This window comes from Micromonospora sp. DT233 (genome assembly GCF_049841815.1).
Classification (GTDB): domain Bacteria; phylum Actinomycetota; class Actinomycetes; order Mycobacteriales; family Micromonosporaceae; genus Micromonospora.
In genome coordinates, this window is record NZ_JBNCLB010000008.1 from 211,010 (window position 1) to 229,694 (window position 18,685).

Here is an 18,685-nt window from a genome sequence, read left to right on the forward strand (position 1 = left end):
GGCTCTGGGTGACCGATGCGCTCCGCTCCGCCTCAGGCCAACGGCGCGGGGGGTACGCCGGGCTCGCCGAGCGCCACGTCGTCGACCCGAATGTTGATCTCGTCGACCCGCAGCCCGTACGCCTCGACGGCCTTGGTGACCGCCGCCCGGACCTCCTGGGTCACCTGCGGCACCGGCCGGCCCGCCTCGATGACCAGCACCAGGTTGATCACCGCCGCGCCGTCGGTGACGTGCGCGGAGCAGCCACGCCGAGCGTCGCCGACCTGGTCCAGCCCGACCTTGTCGAGTACGGCGTTGAAGAACCGGGCCACGTCGCCGCCGAGCTCCGCCACCCCGGGGACCGACTTCACGGCGGCCACCGCGATCTTCTCCACCACCTCGTCGGAGACCTGGGTCGTGCCACCCGCCACCGCGTCCGGGGTCACCGACAACTCCTGCGTCGCATCGTGGTTCATCGTCGCCCCCGGAAAAGCCGTCCGCACCGTCCCCACGGGTCCGTGGGGTGGTGCCGAGCGTACAAGCCAAAGTTGGCGATCGGGGGGACCGGTCTGGTCCTGGCGCACGACGCGCCAACCGCCTTCGTCGGCGTCAACGAGCCGACTGGATGCCAGAATGTCAACATGAGTAGCGTCCTAGACCGGGAGATGTACTCCGAGGCAGAGGCAGCCCGGCTGCTCAGGGTCGGCCAGTCGACGCTGCACTACTGGCTAGAAGGCTCTCAGGTCCGCGGAAAGAGCTACAAACCCATCCTTCGCGACAAACCGCGCGGAACCCGCACGGTGACCTGGGCAGAGTTCGTAGAGGCAGGCTTCCTCCGTGAATACCGTCGGACGCTGAGAGTGCCCATGGCAGAGCTACGGAAGTTCATCGAGCTGCTGCGGGAAAAGTTCGACGTGCCCTACCCGCTCGCCGACCGCCGCCCTTTCGTTTCCGGCAAGCGGCTCGCCTACGATGCACAGACCGCAGCCGGCCTCGGCATCGACTTCTGGATGGTCACTGTCGCGGACGACCAACTCATGCTCACCACGCCTGCCGACTCGTTCAGCCGACGCGTCGACTGGGTCAACGACACGGCGGTCGCCTACCGACCGGATGCCAACCCGGAGTCACCGGTACGGGTGCGGCCCGACGTTCGATTCGGCAAGCCGTCGATCAACGGGGTGAGCACGGAGGTGATCAGCGAACAACACGACGCAGGCGAGGACCGTGACGCCATCAGTGAGATGTATGCGCTGAAGCGGACCGACGTCGACTGGGCGCTGGCGTACGAATTCTCCGTCCGCGCCGCCAACCGCGCAGCGTGACCCGGCTCAAGCAGGCGGAAGTTCGCTTCTACTTCGATGCGGACATTCGCGGCCTCGGAATGCTGCTGTCAGGCATCCGGCCAGACGTTACCTATCCGGGTGATCCCGGTGGCGAGGTGCACAAGCGTCTCCGCCCAGCATGCGTTGTCGCTGATGTCTCCACTCCCGATGATGTGTGGATTCCCCAGGTCACCGAGCATGGCTTATTGATCGTCACCCGCGATCGTCATATTCGGACCCGCCCTCGTGAGATCGCCGCCGTACGCGGCTTTGGTGCCCGGATGGTGGCACTGACCGCCGCTGAGGCAACGAACACGTTCAATCAGCTCGAGGTGGTGATGTGCCGTTGGCGGGACATCACCACCTGCCTGGACAGGCCGGGCCCGTTCATCTACACCGCGACCCGGTCCACTTTCGAGCCTGTTCCGCTGTAACCGAACGCGCCCTTGCCCCGCAGCTCATCAGGAGCCGAGCTGGGCCAACAGTTCGTCGGCCGCCGCGTACGGGTCGAGGGTGCCCTCGGCCACCCGCGCAGCGAGCGTCGGCAGCTCCGTACCGTCGCGCAGTGAACCGATCCGGGCGCGCAGCGCGCCGAGCGCGATCGCCTCGATCTCGGCGGCGGCCCGCGCCTCGCGGCGGCGGCGCAGCTCGTCGTGGCTCTCCAGCCAGTCGCGGTGCTTGTCGATCGCGGCGGCGATGTCGTCGATGCCCTCGCCGCGCGAGGCGACCGAGCGCACCACCTGCGGACGCCACTGGCCGGGCCCCCGCTCGCCCAGGGCGATCATGCCCTGGATGTCGCGGACGGTGGCGTCGACGCCGTCCCGGTCGGCCTTGTTGACCACGAAGACGTCGGCGATCTCCAGGATGCCGGCCTTGACCGCCTGGATGGCGTCGCCCATGCCCGGGGCGAGCAGCACCAGCGTGGTGTCGGCCAGCGAGGCGACCTCCACCTCGGCCTGGCCGACGCCGACGGTCTCCACCAGCACCACGTCGCAGCCGGCGCCCTCCAGCACCCGGACCGCCTGCGGGGTGGCCGCGGAGAGCCCGCCGAGGTGGCCCCGGCTGGACATCGAGCGGATGTAGACGCCCGGGTCGGTGGCGTGGTCCTGCATCCGGACCCGGTCGCCGAGGATCGCCCCGCCGGTGAACGGGCTGGACGGGTCGATGGCCAGCACCCCGACCCGGTGCCCGCGCGCGCGCAGCGCCCGGACCAGCTCGTTGGTGGTGGTCGACTTGCCCACGCCCGGGGAGCCGGTCAGGCCCACCACCTGCGCCTGGCCGGCGTACGGGGCGAGCGCCGCCGCCACCTGCGGCAGCACCTCGTCGCCGGACTCGACCAGGGTGATCAGCCGGGCCACCGCCCGGGGGTCGCCCTCGCGGGCGCGGGCGACCAGCATCGGCACGTCCCGGCTGCGGCGCACCGACGGCGCGGCGGCGGCCGGGACCTGCTCGACCGCTCCGCTCACTGGTGCTCGCCGGGCGCCGGGACGTGAATGATCAGCGCGTCGCCCTGCCCGCCGCCGCCGCAGAGCGCCGCCGCGCCGGTGCCGCCGCCGCGCCGCTTGAGCTCCAGCGCGAGGGTGAGCACCAGCCGGGCCCCGGACATGCCGATCGGGTGGCCGAGCGCGATCGCGCCGCCGTTGACGTTCACCTTCTCCGCGTCGATGCCCAGGTCACGCATGGACTGGATGCCGACGGCGGCGAACGCCTCGTTGATCTCGATGAGGTCGAGGTCGGCCACGGCCAGGCCGCCCTTGCGCAGGGCGTGGTTGATCGCGTTCGAGGGCTGGGAGTGCAGGGAGTTGTCCGGGCCGGCCACGTTGCCGTGCGCGCCGACCTCGGCCAGCCAGGTCAGCCCCAGCTCCTTGGCCTTGGCCTTGCTCATCACGACCACGGCGGCGGCGCCGTCGGAGATCGGCGAGGCGCTGCCGGCGGTGATGGTGCCGTCGGGGGCGAACGCCGGGCGCAGCCGGGCCAGCGACTCGACGGTGGTCTCCGGGCGGATGCCCTCGTCCTCGCTGATCACCAGCGGCTCGCCCTTGCGCTGCGGGATGACCACCGGGGCGATCTCGTCGGCGAAGTGGCCGTTCTTCTGCGCGGCGGCGGCCCGCTGGTGGCTGGCCGCGGCGAACGCGTCCTGCTCGGCGCGGGTGATGCCGTGTCGCGCGCCGTGCCGCTCGGTGGACTCGCCCATCGAGCAGCAGTCCCAGGCGTCGGTGAGCCCGTCGAGCGCCATGTGGTCCTTCACCGTCACGTCGCCGTACTTGTAGCCGGTGCGCTGGCCGAGCAGCAGGTGCGGGGCGTTGGTCATCGACTCCATGCCACCGGCCACCACGATGTCGAACTCGCCGGCGCGGATGAGCTGGTCGGCCAGGGCGATGGCGTCCAGGCCGGAGAGGCAGACCTTGTTGATGGTCAGCGCCGGCACGGACATCGGGATGCCGGCCTCGACGGCCGCCTGCCGGGCCGGGATCTGCCCCGCGCCGGCCTGGAGGACCTGGCCCATGATGACGTACTGCACCTGCTCGGGGGCGACCCCGGCGCGCTCCAGCGCGGCCTTGATCGCGACGCCACCGAGCTTGGTCGCCGGGAGGTCCTTGAGGTTGCCGAGCAGGCGGCCCATCGGGGTCCGCGCGCCGCTGACGATCACCGAAGCCATTGCCTGCCTCCGAGGGATGGGCGAGCCGTACACCTTAACGATTGTTCGGTTCTACGGGTGTTCGGTCAGACTAACGCCATGGCTGAGAACTCCCCCGTCGAGCCCGCTGCCGACTTTGTCACAGACATCGGCCTGCGCCGCATCGACCACGTCGGGATCGCCGTCGCCGACCTGGACGCCGCGATCGACTTCTACCGGCGCACCTTCGGGATGCGCTGCGTGCACATCGAGACCAACGCCGAGCAGGGCGTCCGCGAGGCGATGCTGGCCGTCGGCCCGACCGCCGAGGGCGGCTGCGTGCAACTGCTCGCCCCGCTCACGCCCGAGTCGACCATCGCGAAGTTCCTCGACCGCAAGGGGCCGGGGATCCAGCAGGTCGCCTACACGGTGGTCGACGTCGACGCGGCCTGCGCGGCGCTGCGCGAGCGGGGCCTGCGGCTGCTCTACGACACCCCCCGTCGGGGCACCGCGAACTCCCGGATCAACTTCGTCCACCCGAAGGACGCCGGCGGCGTCCTCGTCGAACTGGTGGAGCCCGCCGCACACTGACGACGGGGGCCCGCCCACCGTCCCACCTGCGCGAAAAGCGCGGCGGTGCGCGGTTGGGCGGGCTTGCGGGCAGCTCCACGCATCGACGGATGCGGTTTTTCACAGAGCCTTCCCACCCTAGCTACCGTTCAGTAACGTCCGGCCGCAAGGGAGCGCGGCGGGTGCCGCAGGGGTCGGGAAGCCGACCCCGGCGGCCGGTGCGCCCCGGCCGACGATGGCAGCACCCCGGTCGGATCGCGGCCGCCAGGCGGATCGCGCCGGGCCACGGGCACGGGTGCCGACGAACGGGAGGTCACCGTGCAGGACATCCTCGAAACGATCATGGCGGCGGAGGGCTCCGACGACCCCGGACGGCAACTCGCCCGCCTCGCCGACCTGCCCGTGCCCGACAACTACCGGGCCGTGGTGGTGCGGGCCGAGGAGGCCGGCATGTTCGAGGGCCTGGCCTCGCGGGACAAGGACCCCCGCAAGTCGCTGCACGTCCAGCAGGTGCCGACCCCCGAGCTGGGCCCCGGCGAGGCGCTGATCGCCGTGATGGCCAGCGCGATCAACTACAACACCGTCTGGACCAGCATCTTCGAGCCGGTCTCCACCTTCACGTTCCTGCGGCGCTACGGCCGGATCTCCGCGCTGACCGCCCGCCACGACCTGCCGTACCACGTGGTGGGCTCGGACGCGGCCGGCGTGGTGCTGCGCACCGGCCCCGGGGTGACCCGGTGGTCGGCCGGCGACGAGGTGGTGGCGCACTGCCTGTCGGTGGAGCTGGAGGACGCCGCCGGCCACGACGACACGATGCTCGACCCGCAGCAGCGGATCTGGGGTTTCGAGACCAACTTCGGCGGCCTCGCCGAGCTGGCCGTGGTCAAGGCCAACCAGCTCATGCCCAAGCCCCGCCACCTGTCCTGGGAGGAGGCGGCCAGCCCCGGCCTGGTCAACTCCACCGCCTACCGGCAGCTCGTCTCGCACCACGGGGCGAACATGAAGCAGGGCGACGTGGTGCTGATCTGGGGGGCCTCGGGCGGCCTCGGCGGGTACGCCACCCAACTGGCGCTCAACGGCGGGGCGATCCCGGTCTGCGTGGTGTCCTCACCGGACAAGGCCGAGCTGTGCCGGCGGATGGGCGCCGAACTGGTGATCGACCGCGCCGCCGAGGGGTTCCGGTTCTGGGCCGACGAGCACACCCAGGACCCGGCCGAGTGGCGTCGCTTCGGCGAGCGGATCCGGGAGCTGACCGGCGGCGAGGACCCCGACATCGTCTTCGAGCACCCCGGCCGGGAGACCTTCGGGGCCAGCGTCTACGTCGCCAAGCGCGGCGGGACCATCGTCACCTGCGCCTCCACCAGCGGCTACCAGCACCAGTACGACAACCGCTACCTGTGGATGCACCTCAAGCGGATCGTCGGCAGCCACTTCGCCAACTACCACGAGGCGTGGCAGGCCAACCGCCTCGTCGCGCTCGGTCGGGTCCACCCGACGGTGTCCCGCACGTACCCGCTGGAGCAGACCGGCGAGGCCGCGTACGAGGTGCACCACAACCTGCACCAGGGCAAGGTCGGGGTGCGCTGCCTCGCCCCGACCGACGGCCTCGGCGTGCGGGACCCGCAGCTGCGGTCCCGCCACGAGGACGCGATCAACCGGTTCCGCGGCCACTGACCCCCCGACCGCTGTCCCCCGGCCACTGACCCCGGCCGGGGACCGGTGCGAATTACCGGTCCGCGCCGGTCACCGGGCCGTCCGGGGGATGCCGGCACGGCCATTACGGTGATATCGGATTGCTTTTCGCCGGGGTCGCCCACGCCCCTTTCGGGCGTCGACGGCGGCGCGTCGGCAAAGCCCGGCCGGCGGAGTCGGCGAGCCTTTCTCCGCTGGCCGGGCCGCCCTGCCGGCGGACCGTCGCCGCACCCGGGAGCTGCCAAGATCGGCAGTCGACCCGACCCGGGGGCGGCGGCCCGTCGACCCTGTAAAGAGGACACGAAAGCGCCGTACCGCTCTTGCGAAGCACCCCGGGGGGTCTGCGAGTATGTGGCAATGCCCCAGCAGCAGTCCTCCCCTCTCGCGTTCTTCGATAACGCGAACTCGCAGCCAGATTTCACCGTCGGCCTGCGCGGATACAACGTCGGGCAGGTCGATGACTTCATCGGTCGCCTCACCGCCGCGCTGACCCAGTCCGAGCAGGCTCGCGCCGAGGCCGAGCAGCGGATGAACGACGCCCAGCGCCGACTCCGCCAGGCCGAGCAGCGCCAGAACGCGCTGGAGCAGAAGCTCGCCGAGACCAACAAGCAGCTCGAGGAGAACAGCCGGCCGACGCTCTCCGGCCTGGGCACCCGGGTCGAGCAGATCCTGCGGCTGGCCGAGGAGCAGGCCAACGACCACCGCAACGAGGCCAAGCGCGAGTCCGAGGGGATCCTCTCGGCGGCCCGCCTGGAGGCCCGCGAGATCACCGACAAGGCCCGCGCCGAGGCCGCCGCGATGAAGGCCACCGCCGAGCGCGAGGCCGGCAGCGTGCGCACCGTCGCCGAGCGGGAGGCCGCCGAGGTGCGCGTGCAGGCCCGCCGGGAGGCCGACACCCTGCGCGCCGACGCCGACCGCGAGACCAAGCAGCTGCGCACCGTCACCGCGCACGAGGTCGCCGAGCTCAAGTCGACCGTCGAGCGCGAGGTGGCCACCCTGCGCGCCACCGCCGAACGGGAGATCACCCAGCAGCGGGCGAAGGCCGCCCGGGAGGCCGAGGAGAAGCGCGCCGAGGCGACCAAGCTGCTCACCGACGCCCGCGACAAGCGCGACAAGGACCTACAGGCCCTGGAGCTCCAGCTCGCCGAGCGGCGCGAGAAGGCCGAGCGCGAGGAGTCCGAGCGGCACGCCGCCCAGGTCGCGCAGACCCAGAAGCTGGTCGGCGAGGCCGAGCAGCGGGCTCGGGCCGCCCAGGAGCGCGCCAAGGAGATCGAGCAGCGCGCCGAGTCCCGCCGGGTCGAGTCCGAGCGCACCGCCAACGACACGGTCGAGCGGGCCAAGGCGCTGTCGGAGAAGACCCTCAACGAGGCCAAGTCCGAGGCGAAGCGGCTGCTCACCGAGGCCCGCACCGAGGCGGACCTGACCACCCAGGCGGCCCGCCGCGAGGTGGAGGACCTCACCCGCCAGAAGGACGCCGTCACCTCGCAGCTCGGGCAGATGCTCTCCGGCCTCGCCGGCATCGTGCCGGGCATGCCGGCGGCACCGGCGGCCAAGCCGGAGGCTGCCAAGCCGGACGTCAAGGACGACCGGGTGACCGCGGAGCCCGCCGGCTGAGCCGACCGCACGACCGGGGCACGACACGGCGCGGGGTGACACCGGGTAACCGGTGTGCCCCCGCGCCGTATGCGTTTCCCAGCTTGTGAAATCTGGCGTCGGGACGCCAGTGAAGTAGGTCCCAACGGGGCCCTCCGTATCGCCCCAGCCGGACCCGTCGCGTGTGAGGATGGGGACATGTCGCACGGCGAGGAACTGTTCGCGCTCGGCGGGGACGTGGCCACGGAGCCCAGCTTCGAGTCCGCCCTGCGGGGGTACGAAAAACGACAGGTCGACCGATACGTCGCTCGCGCGGAGCACGAGATCGCGACATTGGCGGCCGAACGGGAGCAGGCGTACACACAGATCCACAAGCTCGCCGGCCAGGTGGAGGTGTTGCAGCGCGACCTGGCCCAGGTGCGCAAGCAGGTGGGCGTGGTGGACCGGGCGTCGTTCCGGCACCTCGGCCCCCGCGTCGAGCAGATCCTCGTCCTCGCCGAGGAGCAGGCCGAGGACATCCTCGCCGCCGCGGGCGAGGAGATCGACGCCCGGCGGGCCGCCGCCGAGCACATCGTCGCCGAGGCCAAGGAGCAGGCCGCCCAGGCGCTCAAGGACTTCGAGATCGCCCTCGCCGCCCGGCGGGCCGAGGAGGAACGGCACGGCGCGGCACGGCGGGCCGAGGCGGACGCCGCGCTGGCGGCCGGCAAGGACGAGGCGGCCCGGCTGCGCAAGGCCGCCCAGGAGGCGCTGACCACGGCACAGCAGGAGGCCACCCAGCTCCGGGACGCCGCCAAGGAGATCCACCACCGCGCCCAGCAGGAGGCGACGAAGCTACGCGACGCGGCGAAGGAGGCCCTGGCCAAGGCGGAGCAGGAGGCCACCCAGCTCCGCGAGGCCGCCAAGGAGGTGCACGCCAAGGCCCAGCAGGAGGCCAAGCGGCTCACCGACAACGCCACCGAGGCCGGCCGGGCCACCCACGCCAAGGCGTTGCAGGATGCCAAGCGGCTCACCGACGACGCCGAGCAGGCCGCCAAGAGCACCCGCGACCGGGCCCGCCAGGAGGCCGAGCGGCTGACCACCCAGGCCGCCGAGGCCACCAAGCGCCAGCGCGCGGACACCGAGGCGTACGTGCAGCGGATGCGCACGGAGACCGAGGCGTACGTGCAGCAGTCGCGCGCCCAGACCCAGCAGGAGCTGGGCGCCTGGCGGGCCGGCGTGGAGAAGGAGGTCAACGACCGGCGGGAGGCCGCCGACCGCGAGTTGGCCCAGCGCAAGGCGAGCGCCGAGCGGGAGTACGCCGAGCGCCGCGACGAGCTGGACCGCCAGCACGCGGGCCGGCAGGGCGAGCTCGAACAGCAGTGGACCGCCCGGCAGACCGAGCTGGAGCAGCAGTACACCGCCCGGCTCGCCGAGATCGAGGGCGGTGCCGCGGAGATCCGGCAGGCCGCCGAGCAGGACGCCGTGGCGATGCGCCGGCAGGCCGAGGAGCAGGCCGCCACGCTGCTGGGCCGGGCGGAGACCGACGCGGCCGAGAAGCGCCGCAAGGCCGACGAGCACGTCGCGGCCTCCCGCCGCCAGTTCGAGGAGTACGCGGCCACCACCCAGCAGCACCTCGCCACCACCCAGCAGCACCTCGCGGCGACCCAGCAGGAGGTGGCCTCGGGCCGCCAGCAGCTCGCCCAGGTGATGCTGGAGATCGCCCAGGCCCAGCAGGAGCTGGCCGACCTGCGGCAGGAGACCTGGCGCTCGCGGCAGGAGTCCGACGAGTTGCAGCGGGAGATGCGCGAACTGCGCCAGCAACTCGACGGGGTGACCGCCCTGGCCGCCGTGGGCCTGGACGACGTCACGCCGGCCAAGGCCGACGGCACCGGGCCGGGCGCGCCCCGCAACGGCAGCGCGCCCGACGGCAGCGCGCCCGACAGCAGCACGCCCGACAGCAGCACGCCCGACAGCAGCACGCCCGACAGCACCGTCCCCGACACGAGCCGCAACGGCAGCGCGCCCGACGTCGACCTCGACGCCGCCACGTCCGACGCGGCCCGCAACGGTGCCGGGTCGGAGCCGAGTCGCAGCGGCGTCGCGACGGTCAAGGCGACCGCCGACGCGGGGGCGGCGAAGATCAAGCCTGGTGACGGCGCGAAGACCAAGCCCGACGGCGCGGGGCAGGTCAAGGCCCGGCCGGTGGCCGAGCCCGTCACCACCGTCGACGGTTCGACGGCGAGCTCCGGGGTCGACGGCGAGCCGACGGTCGCCGCGGTGCCCGGCGAGGGCGGCCGGGAGGCCACCCCCACGAAGATCACCAGCACCGGTGAGAACGGCAAGCGGCCCACCAAGCCGACCACCGACGAGCGCAGCGCCAAGCCCAGCAAGGTGACCGTCGAGTCCGAGTGACCGGGAGGTGACCCGAGGGTCACCTCCCCCGCCGCCCGCCGGGCGTGTGTGCCTGCGCTCCCGGCGGCAGGCCGGCGCTCCCCCGTCCGATGGGCGGAGCGCGCGGAGGAGGTTCCGGTGACGCAGGACGCGCCGACCGGCGGCGACCCGCCGGACGAGCACGGCACGAGTGTCGCCGACGACGCCGAAGCGCAGCCGGGCGGCACGGAACACACGGGCCCCGACGCCCACCCGGGCGGCGGCGCACGGCCCGACGAGCACGCCCACGGTGGGGCGGCGGGCAACGGCTCCGGCCGGTTCGGCGAGCCGGGGCGGCCGTTGCGGCGCAACAGCTTCCTGGTCGGCTTCACCGGCGCGCTCGGCGTGCTGCTGGCGTACGCCGTCTTTCTCGGCGTGCGCAACGCGACCGGCATCCTGGTGCTGGTGGTCATCGCGCTCTTCCTGGCCGTGGGGCTCAACCCGGCGGTCGTCCGGTTGCGCGCGTGGGGCCTGCCGAACGGGCTGGCCGTGGCGGCGGTGACGCTGACCGTGCTGCTGCTGATCGTCGCCGGCCTGGTCTCGCTGGTGCCGCCGGTGCTGACCCAGTCCGGTCAGTTCGTCGAGCAGCTTCCCAGCTACGTCGAGGCGCTGCGCCGCAACGAGGCCGTCAACGACTTCGTGGTCCGCTACGACGTGATGAAGAAGGTCGAGTCGGCGGCGAGCGCGGACAATATCGGGCGGGCGCTCGGCGGGGTGCTCGGCGGCGCCCAACTGATCTTCGGCACGCTGTTGCGGGTGCTCACCGTGCTGGTGCTGACGATCTACTTCCTGGCCTACTTCGACCGGCTGCGCCGCCTCGGGTACGCGCTGGTCCCCCGCTCCCGCCGCGAACGGGTGCGGCTGATCGGGGACGAGATCCTGACCCGGGTCGGCGCGTACCTGGTCGGGGCGCTGAGCATCGCCGTGCTGGCCGGCACCACGACCTTCCTCTTCGCGCTGGTCGTCGGGCTGCCGTACCCGTTCGCGCTGGCGGTGGTGGTCGCGGTGACCGACCTGATCCCGCAGATCGGCGCGACCCTCGGCGCGGTGGTGGTGAGCCTGGTCGGCTTCGCCACCGACCTGCCGGTGGGCATCGCTTGCGTGGTCTTCTTCGTGATCTACCAGCAGGTGGAGAACTACCTCGTCTACCCCAAGGTGATGCGCCGCTCGGTCGAGGTCAACGAGGTCGCCGCCCTGCTCGGCGCGCTGCTCGGCGGTGCCCTGCTGGGCGTGGTCGGCGCGCTCATCGCGATCCCGACGGTGGCCGCCCTGCAACTGATCCTGCGCGAGGTGGTCCTGCCCCGCCAGGACTCCCGCTGAGCCGCCCCGCCGACACCGCCCCGCCGACACCGCCGCGCGCCGGCAACCGGGAGCGGGGCGGGCTCAGTCGGCGCGCGGGCCGGGGACCGGGGTGTCGGCGAAGGAGGCGACCGTCCGGTCCGCGTACGCGCTGACGTCGCCGGTCTGCATCGGCCCGTCCCAGGTGCGGGGCAGGGGCAGCGGCGTGGCCGGGGCGACCCGGCGGACGATCTCGTCGAGCACGTTCTCGGCGTCGCCCACCCAGAGGTGCTTCGCGCCGGGCATCCCCACCACCTCGGCCTGCGGGACGGCCGCGAAGCGCTCGCGGGCCTCGTCGGGGCGCAGGTAGTCGTCGAACTCGGGCACCAGGGCGGTCAGCGGCTTGCCCGACTCCGCCCACTGGGCGAGGTCCTCGGGGACGGAGAAGCGCAGCGGCGGGGAGAGCAGGATCGCCCCGGCCACCGTCGGGTCGCAGCCGTACTTCACGGCCAGGTCGGTGCCGAACGACCAGCCGACCAGCCAGACGTTCGGCAGCTCGGCGAACTCCGCGTACTCGATGGCGGCGGCGACGTCGAAGCGCTCGCCGACGGCGTTGTCGAAGGCCCCCTCGCTGGTGCCGCGCAGGCTCGCCGTGCCCCGGGTGTTGAACCGCAGCACCGCCAGGTCGGCCAGGGCCGGCAGCCGCCAGGCGGCCTTGCGGAAGACGTGGCTGTCCATCATCCCGCCGTGGGTGGGCAGCGGGTGCAGGCAGACCAGGGTGCCGACCGGCGGGCGGTCGACGGGGCGGGCCAGCTCACCGACGAGTCGCAGACCATCGGCGGTGTGCAGCTCGATGTCCTCGCGGTGGCCGGGCAGGATCGAGGACGCGCGGATCGGGGTGCTCACGCACCCAGTGTCCCGCGCCGTCGGACGCCCCGCCCGCCGGGGCGGAAGGTGGGTGATCCAGGTCGCTCAGCCGTACCGGGGGGCGCCCCGGCCGCGCTGCACCCCCGGGCCGCGCCGGTCCCGCGCCCGCCAGCAGCCGGTGTGCCAGTGCCGGCGGTCGGTCAGGTCACCCCGCTCGTCGGCCGGCCAGGCCACCAGGTGCGCCACCCCGGGGCGGATCTCCTGGTCACACCCGGGGCAGCGGTACGTCTTGGTCGACGCCCCGCCGCTGATCCCGCGCACCTGCCAGTCGCCGTCGCGCCACTGCTGCACCGTGGGCACGCCCTGGCGGGCCCGGTCGGAATCCAGGTGGACGTGCTCGTCCCGGCGGCTGCGGTTGCGACGAGGGCTCACAACGACCAAGCGTACGGTCAGCCCGGGGTGCCCGGCCGGGTGAGGGCCCCGGGCGTCGCCCGCGCTCAGCGGTGGTCGCCCGCGCTCAGCGGTGGGTGTGGTCGCGGAATCCCCGGCCGGTCTTGCGGCCCAGGTAGCCGGCGGTGACCAGGTGCTCCAGCAGCGGGGCCGGGGCGAAGCCGGGCTCCCGCAGCTCCAGGTACAGCTCCCGCTGGATGGCCAACGAGACGTCGAGGCCGACCACGTCGAGCAGCTCGAACGGGCCCATCGGGTACCCGCAGCCGAGCTTCATCGCGTGGTCGATGTCGTCGGCGGTGGAGTAGCTGGCCTCCAACATCTTCACCGCGTCGTTGAGGTACGGGAAGAGCAGCGCGTTGACCACGAACCCGGACCGGTCGGCGCAGACCACGCCGGTCTTGCCCAGCGCCGCGCAGACCGCGCGGGCGGTGGCGGCGGTCTCGGCGGAGGTGCGGATGGTCCGCACGATCTCCACCAGCGGCATGACCGGCGCCGGGTTGAAGAAGTGCAGGCCCACCACGTCGGCGGGGCGCTGGGTGGCCATCGCGACGTCGATCACCGGCAGCGACGAGGTGGTGGTGGCGAGCACGACGCCCGGCTTGCAGATCTCGTCGAGGCTGGCGAAGAGGGCCTTCTTGACGCTGAGCTCCTCCACCACCGCCTCGACCACCAGATCGACGTCGGCGAGGTGGTCCAGGGTCGCCGACCAGTTGATCCGGCCGAGCGCCGCGTCCCGGTCGGCGTCGCTGAGCTTGCCCCGCACCACGCCCTTGTTCAGCGAGGTCTTGACCGCCTCGCAGACCTTCGCGGACTTCTCCGCGCCCCGGGTCACCGAGACGACCTCGTAGCCGGCCTTGGCGAAGACCTCGATGATCCCGGTGGCCATCGTCCCGGACCCGACGACGCCGACCTTGGTCACGACTGCGGGGCTCGCAAGCTCACTCCTCGCGCTCCCGACGCCGACCTTGGCGAGGGCCCGCGCGCCGTCGACCGGTGCCGACTCCGCCGCCTGCGGCGTCTGCCCGTCCGGTACGACCTTCGGCGAGCCCGGCCGCTCGTAGGTGTAGAAACCCCGGCCGGACTTACGCCCGAGCAGCCCGGCGGTGACCATCTGCTTGATCAGCGGCACCGGGGCGTGCCGGCGGTCCCGCCCGCCGCGCCGGTACATGGTGTCCAGGATCTCGTACGCGGTGTCGAGGCCGATCAGGTCCATCAACGCCAGCGGGCCCATCGGCAGGCCGCAGCCGAGCTTCATGGCGGCGTCGATGTCCTCGCGGGTCGCGTAGTGCGACTCGTACATCGCCACGGCGTGGTTGAGGTAGCCGAAGAGCAGCGCGTTGGCGATGAAGCCGGCGCGGTCGCTGATGGTGACGTCGACCTTGCCGAGCCGGGCGCAGAGCGCCTCGGTGTCGGCCACCACGTCGGCGGAGGTGACCACGGTGCGGACCACCTCGACCAGCTTCATCACCGGGGCGGGATTGAAGAAGTGGATGCCGATGACCTGGTGGGGCCGGCTCGTGGCCACGGAGATCTCCGTGACCGACAGCGACGAGGTGTTGGTGGCCAGGATCGCCTCGGGCTTGCAGACCCGGTCCAGCTCGGCGAAGATCCGCTGCTTGAGGGGGAGCTGCTCGGGCACCGCCTCGATCACCAGGTCCACCGAGTGCAGGGCGCCCAGCCCGACCTGGAAGTCCACCCGGGCATGCAGGGCGTCCCGGTCCGCCTCGGCGAGCTTGCCCCGGGCGACCGCCCGGTCGGTGGATCGGGCGAGGGTGGCCCGGCCCCGTTCCAGGGCCGCGTCGGAGATCTCGACGGCGACGACGTCGATGCCGTTGCGGGCGAACACCTCGACGATGCCCGCACCCATGGTGCCCAACCCCACAACGCCCACGCTGGTGAACTCGCGCGCCACGACCGCCCTCCCCAATGCTCCACCGGACCGCATGAACGGTCACTAAGGTATGCGCGCGAGTCTGCCACGCGAGGCCGCATTGTCGAGTCCCGGTGAACCATCTCACCGCCCACCCCACCCCACCCTTTCGAGTTCGGCGTCGGCGTCGGCGTCGGCGTCGGGTTCGTAGTCGGGGTCGATCACATGAAGTTATTGCCGCGACACGCCGAACCCGTGCGCAATAACTTCATGATCAACGGGGAACGAGGCGGGGGTCGAGGCCAGGGCGGGGGGCGGGAGCGGGAGGGGGAGGGTGGGGCGGCGGTTGCGGCGCAGCGGGCCCACCCAGAGCCCCACCGGGTCGGTGAGGGCCAGGCCCGGGTCGAAGAAGCGCAGCTCGGTGCGGCCCAGCCGGATCACGTCGCCGTCAGTGAGCTGCTCCGGCCCGTCGAGCCGGCAGTCGTTCAGCCAGGTGCCGTTGGTCGAGCCCAGATCCAGCAGCATCACCCCGCCGACGGTCAGCCCCACGCTCGCATGCCGACGGCTCAGGTGCGGGTCGTCGACGGGGATGTCCGCCGTCGAGGCGCGGCCGATCACCTGCGGGCTGGCCCCAAGCCGGAACCGTGCCCCTCGCATCGACCCGCTCGCCACGGTCAGCAGCGGCATGAGTTCTGGAAGATCCTCCATGGGTGCCAACCTCCAGCCACCGATGTCCCGGCGTAATCGTGCCATCACACCGCAGTCGCCCCCACCACCGCCCGGACACCTCCGGCGCCCCGCCCGGCCAACTCTGCTCAGCCGGTCGGCTCCCCCGCCCCGGCCACCGCGCCGACCACTGCGCCGGCCCCGAGTCGGCCACCGCGCCGACCACTGCGCCGACCCCGAATAGGCCGCCGTGCCGGCCCCGAGTAGGCCGCCGCGTCGGCCGGGGCAGGGGCCTGACCGCGCGCCGCACCGGCCGGCGCCGGCAGGACCCCGCAGGCGGCGGCGAGCCGCCCCGGCGATGCCCGGCGGCGGTGTTCTGGCTGCCCAGGAGCCTACCGGTGAGTAGCTTTCGGGTCTAGAATTTTGTCATGACGGCTGTGCGTGTTCCGGGTGCCCCGGTCATCGAGGACGGGTGGCTGGTGTCGACCAGCCCCGCCACCGGCGTGGAGGTGGCCCGGGTGCCGGCCGCCGATCCGGCCGACGTCACGCGGGCGGTCGCCCGCGCCCGGGAGGCGGGCCTCTGGTGGGCCGGGCTCGGCTTCACCGGCCGCCGAGAACGGCTGCTGCGCTGGCGCGGTCTGCTGGCCCGGCGCATCGAGGAGCTCGCCGAGCTGGTCCACGCCGAGGGCGGCAAGCCCGTCGGCGACGCCGTCGTCGAGATCCTCACCGCCATCGAGCACATCGACTGGGCCGCCCGCAACGCCGGCCGGGTGCTCGGGTCGCGCCGGGTGCGCTCCCGGGTCATCCTCGCCGAGTTCTCCGCCCATCTGGAATACCAGCCGTACGGGGTGGTCGGGATGATCGGCCCGTGGAACTATCCGGTCTTCACGCCGATCGGTTCCATCGCGTACGCGCTCGCCGCCGGCAACGCCGTCGTCTTCAAGCCCAGCGAGTACACCCCGATGGTCGGTCAGTGGCTGGCCGACTCCTTCGCCGAGGTGGTGCCGGAGCAGCCGGTCTTCAACGTGGTGCACGGCTTCGGCGACATCGGCGCGGCGCTGTGCCGCTCCGGGGTCGACAAGGTGGCCTTCACCGGCTCGGCGGCCACCGCCAAGAAGGTGATGGGTGCCTGCGCCGCGACGCTGACCCCGGTGCTGCTGGAGGCCGGCGGCAAGGACGCCATGATCGTGGACAGCGACGCCGACCTGGACGCCGCCGCCGAGGCGTGCGTCTGGGGGGCGCTGACCAACGCCGGCCAGACCTGCATCGGCATCGAACGGGTCTACGCCGTCGAGCCCGTCTTCGACGCGTTCGTCGCCAAGGTGGTGGAGCGGGCGGGCCGGCTGACCGTCGGCGCCGACGGGGCCGACATCGGCCCGATCACCATGCCCCACCAGCTCGACGTGATCCGCCGGCACATCGACGACGCGCTGGCCCAGGGCGGGCGCGCGGCGCTCGGCGGCGCGGACGCGGTCCGGCCCCCATACGTGCACCCGACCGTGCTGCTGGACGTGCCGGAGGACTCCATCGCCGTCCGCGAGGAGACCTTCGGCCCGACGCTGATCGTCAACCGGGTCCGCGACGCCGACGAGGCGATCGACCGCGCCAACGCCCTCCCGTACGGCCTGGGTGGTTCGGTCTTCGGCCGGCGGCGCGCGGTGGCCATCGCGCGGCGGCTGCGCTCCGGGATGGCCGCCGTGAACTCCACCCTGAGCTTCGCCGGGATGTCCACGCTGCCGTTCGGCGGCGTCGGCGAGTCCGGCTTCGGCCGCATCCACGGCGAGGACGGGCTGCGGGAGTTCGGCCGACCCAAGGCCATCACCCGCCGTCGGGGCCCCTCGCTGCTGCCGGCGATGACCTTCGAGCGCACCGCCACCGACGTGGCCCGCCTGGTCAAGGTCGCCAAGCTGCTGTACGGCCGCCGCCGCTGACCTGGGGCAACGGCGTCAGAACAGGGTCAGCTCGTCGCGCTCGATGCCGCGCAACTGGTCGTAGTTGACCACCACGCACCGGATGCCCCGGTCCGTGGCCAGCACCCGCGCCTGCGGCTTGATCTCCTGGGCCACGAAGACGCCGGTGACCGGGGCCAGCAGCGGATCCCGGTTCATCAGTTCGAGGTAGCGGGTGAGCTGCTCGACGCCGTCGATGTCGCCACGCCGCTTCACCTCGACCGCCACCGCGCCCTGGTTGCCGTCGCGGCAGAGCAGGTCCACCGGCCCGATCGCCGTCATGTACTCCCGGCGGACCAGGGTGAAGCCCTCCCCGAGGGCCGTCGGGTTGGCCGCCAGCAGCTCCTGCAGGTGCGCCTCGACGCCGTCCTTGCGCAGGCCGGGGTCCACGCCCAACTCGTACGAGGTGTCCTGGAAGATCTCCTCCAGGGTGATCCGCAGCTCCTCGCCGGCCTTGTTGACCACCCGCCACACGCCGGGTGCCTCCTCCAGCCGGCAGGGCGGGCTCATCCAGTTGAGCGGCTTGTACGCCCGGTCGTCGGCGTGGATGGACACCGACCCGTCCGCCTTCACCATCAACAACCGGGTGGCCAGCGGCAGGTGAGCCGAGAGCCGTCCGACGTAGTCCACCGAGCACTTCGCAATGACCAACCGCACCGCACGAGGGTAGCCGAGACCCCGGCCCGCGCCGTCGAGCGGCACTGGCGCGCCGGTGCCATGCTGAGACGGTGTTCGAAGTCCTCACCGGCACCGGTCTCGCCGCCTCGGCGGGGCTGAACGCCTACATACCCCTGCTCATGATGGGGCTCCTGGCCCGCTACACCGACCTGATGGCCCTGCCCAGTGGCTGGCAATGGCTCGACAACGGCTGGGTGATGGCGATTCTCGCCGTACTGCTCGCCGTCGAGGTCGTCGCCGACAAGGTGCCGGTCCTCGACCACGTCAACGACGTCGTGCAGACCGTGGTCCGGCCGACCGCCGGCGGGCTCGCCTTCGGCGCCGGCTCCACCTCCGAGACGGTCACGGTCAGCGACCCCGGCAGCTTCTTCACGTCCAGCCAGTGGGTGCCGGTGGCGACCGGCATGCTCATCGCCCTCGGCGTACACCTGCTCAAGTCCGCCGCCCGCCCGGTGATCAACGCGACCACGGCCGGCGTCGGCGCCCCGGTCGCCAGCACCGCCGAGGACGCCACCAGCATCGTGATGTCCCTGGTGGCGATCATCCTGCCGGTGCTGGTGCTGGCCTTCCTGGTCGGCATCGTCCTCTTCTTCTTCTGGTTCCTACGCCGTCGCCGCGAACGCCGCCGGGAACGCCAGGCCGCCCGCGCCGCCGGCTACCGGGTCTGACCCCGGCTCCGCCTTCCGACACGCCGCCGGCCGGGCACCCTGCGTGCGGGTTCCGCTTGCCCTCGTCCACGCCC

The 18,685-nt window shown here is 72.6% G+C and carries 17 protein-coding genes; 9 read left to right on the forward strand and 8 right to left on the reverse strand.

Translation table 11 applies throughout. The features are described from left to right. Nucleotides 1–32 precede the first annotated feature (32 nt). The gene (locus tag ACLQ2V_RS19375) at nucleotides 33–455 is read right to left on the reverse strand and encodes an Asp23/Gls24 family envelope stress response protein (protein WP_425719915.1); all 423 of its coding nucleotides are present in this window, start codon (nucleotides 453–455) and stop codon (nucleotides 33–35) included. Between the two features lie 165 nt (nucleotides 456–620). Between ACLQ2V_RS19375 and ACLQ2V_RS19380 the strand changes: the two genes are divergently transcribed. Then, the gene (locus tag ACLQ2V_RS19380; RefSeq protein ID WP_425719916.1) at nucleotides 621–1,304 is read left to right on the forward strand and encodes a DUF433 domain-containing protein; all 684 of its coding nucleotides are present in this window, start codon (nucleotides 621–623) and stop codon (nucleotides 1,302–1,304) included. Further along, nucleotides 1,301–1,738 carry a hypothetical protein gene (locus tag ACLQ2V_RS19385; RefSeq protein ID WP_425719917.1) on the forward strand — a complete coding sequence of 146 codons (438 nt, stop codon included), beginning with the start codon at nucleotides 1,301–1,303 and terminating at the stop codon, nucleotides 1,736–1,738. The genes ACLQ2V_RS19380 and ACLQ2V_RS19385 overlap by 4 nt, the downstream gene beginning before the upstream one ends. 27 nt (nucleotides 1,739–1,765) lie before the next feature. Here ACLQ2V_RS19385 and meaB read toward each other — a convergent pair whose 3' ends face one another. Together meaB and ACLQ2V_RS19395 are read right to left on the reverse strand one after the other, a co-directional pair. Next, nucleotides 1,766–2,701, reverse strand: a complete 936-nt coding sequence (meaB, locus tag ACLQ2V_RS19390; protein WP_425719945.1) for a methylmalonyl Co-A mutase-associated GTPase MeaB — start codon at nucleotides 2,699–2,701, stop codon at nucleotides 1,766–1,768. Nucleotides 2,702–2,766: 65 nt separating this feature from the next. After that, entirely contained in the window at nucleotides 2,767–3,963 is a 1,197-nt protein-coding gene (locus tag ACLQ2V_RS19395; RefSeq protein WP_425719918.1) for an acetyl-CoA C-acetyltransferase, read from the reverse strand. Nucleotides 3,964–4,041: 78 nt separating this feature from the next. On the opposite strand from ACLQ2V_RS19395, the gene mce reads away from it, so the two are divergent. The 5 genes from mce (at nucleotide 4,042) to ACLQ2V_RS19420 (ending at nucleotide 11,505) form a co-directional block, all read left to right on the forward strand. Then, nucleotides 4,042–4,512 (forward strand): methylmalonyl-CoA epimerase, encoded by a 471-nt coding sequence (gene mce / locus ACLQ2V_RS19400; RefSeq protein WP_425719919.1) that lies wholly within the window; start codon nucleotides 4,042–4,044, stop codon nucleotides 4,510–4,512. Nucleotides 4,513–4,809: 297 nt separating this feature from the next. Then, on the forward strand, nucleotides 4,810–6,165 hold the full coding sequence (ccrA, locus tag ACLQ2V_RS19405) for a crotonyl-CoA carboxylase/reductase (RefSeq protein WP_425719920.1): 1,356 nt from the start codon (nucleotides 4,810–4,812) through the stop codon (nucleotides 6,163–6,165). 375 nt (nucleotides 6,166–6,540) lie between these two features. After that, entirely contained in the window at nucleotides 6,541–7,797 is a 1,257-nt protein-coding gene (locus ACLQ2V_RS19410) for a cell division protein DivIVA (RefSeq protein ID WP_425719921.1), read from the forward strand. A 177-nt stretch (nucleotides 7,798–7,974) separates the two neighbouring features. Further along, entirely contained in the window at nucleotides 7,975–10,167 is a 2,193-nt protein-coding gene (locus ACLQ2V_RS19415; RefSeq protein WP_425719922.1) for a hypothetical protein, read from the forward strand. A gap of 117 nt (nucleotides 10,168–10,284) precedes the next feature. Beyond that, the gene (locus ACLQ2V_RS19420; RefSeq protein ID WP_425719923.1) at nucleotides 10,285–11,505 is read left to right on the forward strand and encodes an AI-2E family transporter; all 1,221 of its coding nucleotides are present in this window, start codon (nucleotides 10,285–10,287) and stop codon (nucleotides 11,503–11,505) included. A 63-nt stretch (nucleotides 11,506–11,568) separates the two neighbouring features. Here the strand turns inward: ACLQ2V_RS19420 and ACLQ2V_RS19425 are convergent, their stop codons facing one another. The 4 genes from ACLQ2V_RS19425 to ACLQ2V_RS19440 all read right to left on the reverse strand — a co-directional run bounded on the left by ACLQ2V_RS19425 (nucleotide 11,569) and on the right by ACLQ2V_RS19440 (nucleotide 15,358). After that, nucleotides 11,569–12,369, reverse strand: a complete 801-nt coding sequence (locus ACLQ2V_RS19425) for an alpha/beta hydrolase (protein WP_425719924.1) — start codon at nucleotides 12,367–12,369, stop codon at nucleotides 11,569–11,571. Nucleotides 12,370–12,435: 66 nt separating this feature from the next. Further along, a complete protein-coding gene (locus ACLQ2V_RS19430) occupies nucleotides 12,436–12,762 on the reverse strand; it encodes a hypothetical protein (protein ID WP_425719925.1) in 327 nt (108 codons plus the stop codon). Between the two features lie 85 nt (nucleotides 12,763–12,847). Then, a complete protein-coding gene (locus ACLQ2V_RS19435) occupies nucleotides 12,848–14,692 on the reverse strand; it encodes a 3-hydroxyacyl-CoA dehydrogenase family protein (RefSeq protein ID WP_425719926.1) in 1,845 nt (614 codons plus the stop codon). Between the two features lie 189 nt (nucleotides 14,693–14,881). After that, nucleotides 14,882–15,358 (reverse strand): FHA domain-containing protein, encoded by a 477-nt coding sequence (locus ACLQ2V_RS19440; RefSeq protein ID WP_425719927.1) that lies wholly within the window; start codon nucleotides 15,356–15,358, stop codon nucleotides 14,882–14,884. Between the two features lie 386 nt (nucleotides 15,359–15,744). Between ACLQ2V_RS19440 and ACLQ2V_RS19445 the strand changes: the two genes are divergently transcribed. Next, nucleotides 15,745–17,247 carry an aldehyde dehydrogenase family protein gene (locus ACLQ2V_RS19445; protein WP_425719928.1) on the forward strand — a complete coding sequence of 501 codons (1,503 nt, stop codon included), beginning with the start codon at nucleotides 15,745–15,747 and terminating at the stop codon, nucleotides 17,245–17,247. Nucleotides 17,248–17,262: 15 nt separating this feature from the next. Here the strand turns inward: ACLQ2V_RS19445 and nucS are convergent, their stop codons facing one another. Continuing rightward, nucleotides 17,263–17,922, reverse strand: coding sequence for an endonuclease NucS (gene nucS, locus ACLQ2V_RS19450; RefSeq protein WP_425719929.1), 660 nt, complete (start codon nucleotides 17,920–17,922; stop codon nucleotides 17,263–17,265). A 71-nt stretch (nucleotides 17,923–17,993) separates the two neighbouring features. Between nucS and ACLQ2V_RS19455 the strand changes: the two genes are divergently transcribed. Further along, nucleotides 17,994–18,611, forward strand: a complete 618-nt coding sequence (locus ACLQ2V_RS19455; protein WP_425719930.1) for a DUF4126 domain-containing protein — start codon at nucleotides 17,994–17,996, stop codon at nucleotides 18,609–18,611. The last annotated feature ends 74 nt before the right edge of the window (nucleotides 18,612–18,685 follow it).